Source organism: Companilactobacillus paralimentarius DSM 13238 = JCM 10415 (genome assembly GCF_001434985.1).
In the GTDB taxonomy this organism is placed as follows: domain Bacteria; phylum Bacillota; class Bacilli; order Lactobacillales; family Lactobacillaceae; genus Companilactobacillus; species Companilactobacillus paralimentarius.
Genome location: NZ_AZES01000075.1, coordinates 23,670 through 30,894 on the forward strand (window position 1 = coordinate 23,670; position 7,225 = coordinate 30,894).

The following is a 7,225-nucleotide window of genomic DNA, read 5'->3' on the forward strand; positions in this document are numbered from 1 at the left end:
CCCCTTAATAACTTATTGCACGTCTTTTTTGCGTGTTCCAATTATTGATAAATTGATTAATCCCCATTTGGAGAGTTTGATTAGTCCAGCAATCGTTGTAATAGACATAATTCTTGTCATAGCCTGTCACAACTAAAGCATGATATGGAAATCCATATAGTGTATTCCATGTCACAATCGGATGACCGATATTAATTTGATACTTGATAGCATTGAAATTTTGACCAGTCAAATTCTTGGCTGTACCTGCATACTTTTCGACCAAATTCATCAAAGCTGGTGGAAAAATTGTAATTCCAGTTCCATCCCAAGGTTGACCAATATAACCATAATTAGGATCACTACTACGAGGCATTTCCCTAGCCATTTGCATCTTGTTAACTTTGGCTCCGGCATATTGCAACATCATTGTTACAGCAGTAATTTCACAACCATTTGGTAATTCAGGTCTTTGAGCAATCAAAGGAACTCCTGAAATCCATTTAGCATCTTGATACTGACCTTGACTAAGGACAACATAATCTTGTGGCACCCAAGTATTGCTTCCAACTTGATACCAATCCTTACCACCGATTTGAGCACGACTATTAACTTTCCAACTACTACCGGTTGGCAAATTATTTCCCAAATAAACTGCTTTATCACCAAAGCCTTGGAAATCATGAACACTGGCACCACTCTTATAGACAACTGTGGCAACACCGTCATATGGTTGAGCATAGTCACGGTAAGTTCCCATTGTTGAATCTACATATTCAGTAGTGGCAACTCGGTAATAAACTTTGTCCTTATAAGTACGACGATAATCGGCACGCCATGCAGTATTTGGACCTAAGTAACGGTTCGTAATTGGCCGATCATTATTATCATGCAAATTTACGACACTATTACCAATGGTAAATACACCATTTACTGCTTCATCATGATAAGTCGATTGGGCTTCTTGAACGGCCTGAGTTGACTGATTATCTTGAGTAGTAGCTGGAGACTGAACATCATTCGAATTATCCGATGTTGTTACAGAAGTGTTATCTCCATTTTGATTAACTGTATTATCTTGAACAGCTTCTTCATTTGAACTCTCAGGAATTTGAATCCAAACCGAATTCTTATTGCTCTCAGAAACATTATCTGTTGTGTTTATCTGAGTACTTGCTTGTGTTGTTATTGCTTGTTGTTGACTACTGGTGTCTTCATCAGCCTTAACGACCGTGGTTGAAAAAAGGCAGCTAGAAGCAAACAAGGTCGCATATAAAAATTGTTTTTTTATCAACATATTCTCCCCTAAAAATAAGTTTTATAAATAAAGCATTAATATTTTTTTGTTTTTTCTATTAATACCCCCGACATAATATGGCATTAATAATCCAATCTTAATAAGAATGTCATTTTTTACATGTCCCTTCAAATGCAAACGGCATGTAGAGTTACTGTACTTTTCTGTTATTATAATTTGGGATTTTTTAATTCTATTTTTGCGTAAAGTTTTTATTAATGCATCTTTTGGTTGATGGTATGATAATTTTTTTGTTTTTTTATTTTATTATTATGTTTTCGTAAAACATATTATTTTACAAGTGTGCTGTTATTCTTCACAAAAAAATGGAACATCAAAATTGATGTCCCATTTTTCGAAATTTTAACGACGTTTAATTCGTTGCATATGTTGACGCGATTTTTTCATGGCCTTTTTACTGCCAAATGCCTGATTAATCTTTTCATTTTCTAATTGGCGTGAATTCATTTTGCTATAGGACATTTCACGTTGCAATTTAAGGTAGCTCTTCAATCTGTCAGCATCCAAACGTCCGTCTTTTACCGCTTCTTTTACCGCACAACCAGGTTCATTTTGATGACTACAATCACGAAAACGACATTTTTTTGCCAATTGCGTGATATCTTCAAAGGTTTTAGAGAGATTACCGACAAATAATTGTAATTCTCTCATACCCGGAGTATCAATAACGATACCTCCATTTGGTAATAGTATTAATTGTCGTGATGTTGTTGTATGTCGACCCTTATCGTCACCTTTTCTAACCTTTTTAGTCTCTAATTCAGCATCTCCTAAAAGCCAATTGATCAAAGATGATTTACCCACTCCTGACGAGCCAATGAAAACAACTGTTTTTTGAGGCTTAATATAAGCTGATAGTTCATCTAATCCTGTTTTCATTTCAAATGAACAAACAACTGTATCAACACCCATACAAACGTCTTCTAGTTCTTGTAATTTGGCAGTAATATCATTACATAAATCCGATTTAGTCAATACTACTACTGGAGTAGCTCCACTATCCCAAGCCATTGTTAAATAACGTTCAACTCTACGGGGATTGAAATTGGTATTCAACGACATACAAATAAAAATTGTATCGATATTACTGGCAATAACCTGACCACTACTATCATTACCTGAAGCCTCGCGGGCTAAAATACTTTTACGTGGCCAAAGTTTTCGAATAATTCCTGTTGCGTTAGCTTCTACTGAAATTAATACCCAATCGCCAACAGCAGGATATTCAGTTGTATTAACAATTTGATGATTCATTTTACCCGAAATTTTAGCCTGCAAAAAACCTCGGTCAGTTACAATTTGATATAAGTCTCGATGCTGGCTAGTTACACGAGCCCAAATTAATTTTCCAAGATTATTCTCTGATGATTTGATTTCATCTGTAAAACCATATTTTTCAATAATATTCAATTTTTTATTCCCTTCACAAGTGACGGTACTCTAAAACTTGCGAAAAAAAGGGTGCAGTTTACCCACTGCACCACAAAAAGAGAAAAAGTATCTTTCGTCCATTCGCAAGGCATTAGGGTACACAAAATAAGATAGGTTCAAGACCTATTTTTTCCATGTTCTAATGAAAATCCTATTAAATGAACAGCATACGCGGTTCCTCCATTATTTATTACCGTTAAGATAGCATTATTGTCCATCATAGTCAATTCAAATCAATTTAAGGTTACATAACAAAATTATTATGAAGTATTTACCACAAAAAAGGCTCTAGCAAAGGATTCTTCCTTCAGCTAGAGTCAAATTTAATTTATTTTTTATTCTCACTGTTTAATTTGATAATTTCAAGAACAACATCAACTGCTTTTTCCATTGACTCTTCAGCCACATATTCAAAACGTCCATGCATATTCTCGCCACCAGCAAACAAATTAGGTGTTGGTAAACCTTTAAAGGAAATAGTTGAACCATCAGTACCACCACGAACAGGGGCTTCATCAGGTTCAATGTCTAAATTCTTCATTGCTTTTTCAGCAATCTTAACGACATCCATATGATCCTTGATAACATCGATCATATTGTAATATTGATCACCCATGTCGATCTTAACAGTTCCTTCACCATACTTATCGTTCAATTGCTTAACAATTTCAGTAACTTTATTCTTACGAGCTTCCAAACCATCACGTTCAAAATCACGAATAATATAAGACATATCAGTATGATCAACGGTTCCGTTTTCTTCTAATAAATGGAAGAAACCTTGGCGTCCATCAGTTTGTTCTGGTACTTCACTAGCAGGCAAAGCGTCTTCAAATTCACGAGCAACAGTCAACGAATTGATCATAATGCCCTTAGCTTCTGAAGGATGAACATCTTTACCAGTAATATGTACTTTCAAACCTGCAGCACTGAAAGTTTCGTATTCCAATTGACCAACAGGGCCACCATCAACTGTATAAGCAAAATCAGCACCAAAGTCAGGAACATCAAAATTCTTAGCACCAGTTCCGATTTCCTCATCAGGTCCCAAACCAATCTTAATCTTACCATGTTTGATTTCTGGATGAGCAATCAAATATTCCATAGTCGTGATAATTTCAGCAACACCTGATTTATCATCAGATCCTAGAAGTGTATCACCACTTGTTGTGATCAACGTTTGTCCAGCATACTTTGTTAATGAAGGGAATACTTTTGGATCTAGTGTGTATTCACCAGCATCGTCAAGCTTAATAACACTCTTGCCATCGTAATTTTCAACGATTTTAGGTTTGATATCTTCTGAATTAAAATCAGCAGTATCAATGTGAGAAATCAATCCCAAGACTGGGACATTATAATCAAGATTAGATGGTAGTTCGGCGGTCAAATATGAATCAACCTTACGAATTTTTACATCTTTCAGACCTATTTCTTCCAATTCTGCAGCCAATTTCTTCAAGAAAACAGTTTGTCTTTCAGTTGAAGGAATCGTTGTCGAATTTTCATCTGAACGAGTATTTTGTTTAACATATCCTAAAAAACGAGGAATTAATTTTTCATATTTTATTGCCATTACTACACTCTCCCTATAAGAAATTATATGGTTCTGTATCTACTTCTGATTGTACTATATCTAGGTCCCATTTATTAGATTTTTTCCAATCTTCTAACAAACTTGCCATTTCTTTAATAAAGATTGCTTCAATATGGTGTCCTGGATCGATAACATTGAGCCCATTAGCCATCATATCATGTGCAGTATGATAATAAACATCCCCAGTAATGAAGGTGTCAGCACCAGCTTTAATAACTTCCGGATAAAACTTTCCGGCATCGCCACCAATTATGGCAACTTTTTTAACTTTTTGACCTAGATCTGATTTAACATAACGAAGATTAGGAACATGATAGGCATCACGGACCATTTTAGCAAAATCAACTAGTTCCATCGATTCTTTCAATTCACCCATACGTCCCAAAGAATAATCGTCATCTTCATTTAAATAACTAATATTATTCAGACCTAACTCTTCCATTAACCAGTCATTCATTCCACCATGAGCTTTATCAAGGTTAGTATGAACAGCATGTACGGCAATGTTATGTGATAACAAATCACGGTACATTTGGTTTTGTGGTGAGGTTAAATCCAAATTGCGAGCCGGATGAAACATAATTGGATGATGAGCTAAGATGAAGTCAACATTCTTATCAATAGCCTCTTTAACAACTTGTGGACGAACATCTAGTGTCGTCATAAGACGATGAACAGTTTGTTTACGATTGCCGATTTGGAAACCAGTTGGATCACCATCTTCTTTAATTGACAATGGAGCAAATTCTTCAATTCGATTAATAATATCTTGAACTTGAATTTCTACCATTATAATATCTCCTCAATATATTTAATATCTTGGTTCATTAAATCAATTTTGGCTTGATCAATCTTTTTTGCATGGGACATATTCTCAACGGCCTTTTGATAACTATTAAGTTTATGTTGCCATTTGGCAATAAAGGTTGGCGTCTTCTTGGTCATTAGTACGGGACCCATTAAAAATTGGGCTGAATTCAGCGGCTTAGCTTGTTCAACTTTGTTAGCTTTAATAATTTCATAAACATGATGTTCTTCTTCAACAATATCTTCATCAACAATTTCAAAATTATTTTCGACTAACCAATGACGTACCAGCGGTTCACCAATATTAGGTTGTAAAATTAGCGTCTTAACATTGGACAACTGATCTGTGGTTGCTCGTGTGAGAATATTTTGAATCAAAATACCACCCATTCCAGCAATTACAACTGTATCAATTTGATCTTCTGGTTTAATAACGGCTAGGCCATCACCCAAACGAACATCAATTTGTTTGCTCAATCCAAACTTATCAACGTCTTCTTTGGAACGTGACATAGGGCCAGGTGCAACTTCACCAGCAATCGCAAATTGACAAACTTTCTCCTCTATCAATTCTACTGGTAAATACGCATGATCTGATCCAATATCAGCCACTCTTGTATCTTTATCAACCATTTGGTAAACGGCTTGTAATCTCTTTGAAAGTAAAGTCACTTTAACCTCTATTCTGCAGTCTTTTTATCTAAGTCTGTCATGTATTCACGTGTCATTGGCATTGCTGTACCACTAGGTCCATTTGTCAAAAGAAATTGAATAACATCAATATTGCCACTTTCAAAGGAAGCAGCACATGCTTGTAGATACAAGTCCCACATACGAACGAATCTTTCACCGTACATTTTATCAACTTGATCTACAACTTTATTAAAGTTATGATCCCAAATTTCAACAGTTTTTTGATAATGACGACGAAGTGGTTCTAAGTCATCAATTTGAAGTCCTGCATCTAAAATATGACCAACGTTTTCTTTAACATCGGGAATATAACCACCTGGGAAAATATACTTAACTAACCAGGCATCAACACCAACACCATAATGTTGACCAGTAATACCATGAATTAGAGCATTACCATTTGGTTTCAAAACACTCTTAACTGTTTCAAAGTAACCAGGTAGATTATCTTTACCAACATGTTCGAACATACCAACAGAAACAACATGATCGAATTTTTCATTAACCTCACGATAATCTTCAAGCATAACTTCCATTTGGTCACTCAAATTCTCGTCTTGAATCTTTTGATTTACATAATTGTATTGCTCTTGACTTAATGTAACACCTTTTGCTTTCAAACCATACTTTTTAGCTGCAGTGAACATCATTGTTCCCCAACCACAACCAATATCAAGAATTGTTTCGCCGGGTTTAGTATTTAACTTATTCAAAATATGACGCACTTTGTTCATTTGAGCTTGTTCCAAAGTATCCTCTGGAGTTCTGAAATAAGCACATGAATAGGTCATAGTCTTATCAAGCCACAATTTGTAGAAATCATTACCAATATCGTAATGTTCTTGAATTTCTTTCTTATTACCTTCCTCTGAGTGATTAAACTTAGGAATGTATTTTTTCAATTTTAAACTGGACATAAAACTGTCAGATTGAGTGTAAGCAGAAGTAATCAGTTTCTGGATTGAACCTTCAATTTCAATTTTCTTATCCATATATGCTTCACCTAAAGTTAGGGTAGCATGTTTTACAACTTCAGAAATAGGAACTTTGTCATTAAACTTAATAGTTATATCAGACTTTCCCTCTGGTCCATAATTCTTTTCTTTCCCGTCCCAAAAAACAACCCTAATAGGAATAGTAAATGAACGTGAAAATATTTCGTCATAAATCTTTTTATCTAACATAACATCCTCCAAAAAAGTAGATATATTAATTGTAAATCAAATTGTGAAAAAATATAAACTAAAACTACTGATTTTCAGAAACATATTAAGAAAAATGTCTCAAATACGGCAATTCTGTACCTATTTCAGTTTTTAAATGGCCTTACCTCAATTAAATTAGATGGCGAATTTTATAATCAAGTTAGCCACTTTAGAAAAATGACAAAATAAAAACAC

Annotated in this window: 6 protein-coding genes; all 6 read right to left on the bottom strand. The window is 34.7% G+C overall.

Annotated elements, in window-relative coordinates; genetic code table 11:
• Window positions 1-4: 4 nt before the first annotated feature.
• A complete protein-coding gene (locus FD33_RS07060; RefSeq protein WP_025085061.1) occupies window positions 5-1,276 on the bottom strand; it encodes a C39 family peptidase in 1,272 nt (423 codons plus the stop codon).
• A gap of 363 nt (window positions 1,277-1,639) precedes the next feature.
• Complete coding sequence (rsgA, locus tag FD33_RS07065) at window positions 1,640-2,707, bottom strand: ribosome small subunit-dependent GTPase A (RefSeq protein ID WP_025085062.1); 1,068 nt, start codon at window positions 2,705-2,707, stop codon at window positions 1,640-1,642.
• A 349-nt stretch (window positions 2,708-3,056) separates the two neighbouring features.
• Window positions 3,057-4,304, bottom strand: coding sequence for a peptidase T (pepT, locus tag FD33_RS07070; RefSeq protein ID WP_025085063.1), 1,248 nt, complete (start codon window positions 4,302-4,304; stop codon window positions 3,057-3,059).
• Between the two features lie 13 nt (window positions 4,305-4,317).
• Window positions 4,318-5,115, bottom strand: coding sequence for a Nif3-like dinuclear metal center hexameric protein (locus tag FD33_RS07075; RefSeq protein ID WP_034544042.1), 798 nt, complete (start codon window positions 5,113-5,115; stop codon window positions 4,318-4,320).
• On the bottom strand, window positions 5,115-5,804 hold the full coding sequence (locus FD33_RS07080; RefSeq protein ID WP_025085065.1) for a tRNA (adenine(22)-N(1))-methyltransferase: 690 nt from the start codon (window positions 5,802-5,804) through the stop codon (window positions 5,115-5,117). The genes FD33_RS07075 and FD33_RS07080 overlap by 1 nt, the downstream gene beginning before the upstream one ends.
• Window positions 5,805-5,812: 8 nt before the next feature.
• The gene (locus FD33_RS07085; protein ID WP_025085066.1) at window positions 5,813-7,009 is read right to left on the bottom strand and encodes an SAM-dependent methyltransferase; all 1,197 of its coding nucleotides are present in this window, start codon (window positions 7,007-7,009) and stop codon (window positions 5,813-5,815) included.
• Window positions 7,010-7,225 lie beyond the last annotated feature (216 nt).

Coding starts and splice junctions, on each gene's coding strand:
- FD33_RS07085 (WP_025085066.1), bottom strand. CDS start 7,009: ATGTTAGATAAAAAGATTTATGACGAAATATTTTCACGTTCATTTACT.
- FD33_RS07075 (WP_034544042.1), bottom strand. CDS start 5,115: ATGGTAGAAATTCAAGTTCAAGATATTATTAATCGAATTGAAGAATTT.
- pepT (WP_025085063.1), bottom strand. CDS start 4,304: ATGGCAATAAAATATGAAAAATTAATTCCTCGTTTTTTAGGATATGTT.
- FD33_RS07060 (WP_025085061.1), bottom strand. CDS start 1,276: ATGTTGATAAAAAAACAATTTTTATATGCGACCTTGTTTGCTTCTAGC.